Raw genomic sequence first — 676 nt, 5'->3', positions numbered from 1 at the left:
TGCTGATCCGGCAGGGGCGCAGCCGCCGGTTCCTGACCTTCTTCTGGAGCGCGACCTCGCTCGAGCAGGTGCAGAACGAGCTCGGCATCCACGGGGTGAACGAGCCGTTCGGCCATCTGACGGCGCATTCGCTGCATGCCCAGGCGCATCACGCGAAGTTCGGCGCGGCCAAGCTCGAGGAGGCGGGCAGCGAGACCGAGTTCCTGACGCGCACCATCAAGAAGGTGCTCGACGAGGAGACGACGTCGCTGGAGAACGGGCTGACCATGCTGGCCACGATCGGGGCGACGGCGCCGTTCGTGGGCCTGTTCGGCACGGTGTGGGGCGTCTATCACGCGCTGGTGGCGATCGGCATGTCGGGCTCGGGCATGCTCGACAAGGTGGCGGGCCCGGTGGGCGAGGCGCTGATCATGACCGGCATCGGCCTCGCCGTCGCCCTGCCGGCGGTCATGGGCTACAACTGGCTGACCCGCTCCAACCGCGTGCTGACGGCGAAGCTCGATGCCTTCGCCTTCGAGCTGCTGACCTTCCTGTCGATGGGCCGCGCGCTGCAGGCCGGCCGCAAGCCGGGCAGCGTGCCGCTCGTGGCCGTGACCTGAGGAGACGGGCAATGGCATTCGGGAGTTTCGAGCGCAAGACATCGTCTTCGCCAATGGCCGAGATCAACATGGTGCCG

General features: G+C 68.0%; 1 protein-coding gene. It reads left to right on the top strand.

Going from position 1 to position 676, the window contains the following annotated elements:
* The coding region (locus ACT6UX_RS30390) for a MotA/TolQ/ExbB proton channel family protein (RefSeq protein WP_444778859.1) at positions 1-599 on the top strand (599 nt) is incomplete at its 5' end.
* Between the last annotated feature and the right edge of the window lie 77 nt (positions 600-676).

Origin of the sequence: Reyranella sp., assembly GCF_052439685.1 — a bacterium.
In the GTDB taxonomy this organism is placed as follows: Bacteria; Pseudomonadota; Alphaproteobacteria; order Reyranellales; family Reyranellaceae; genus Reyranella.
This window is presented reverse-complemented; position numbering and strand designations above follow the sequence as displayed.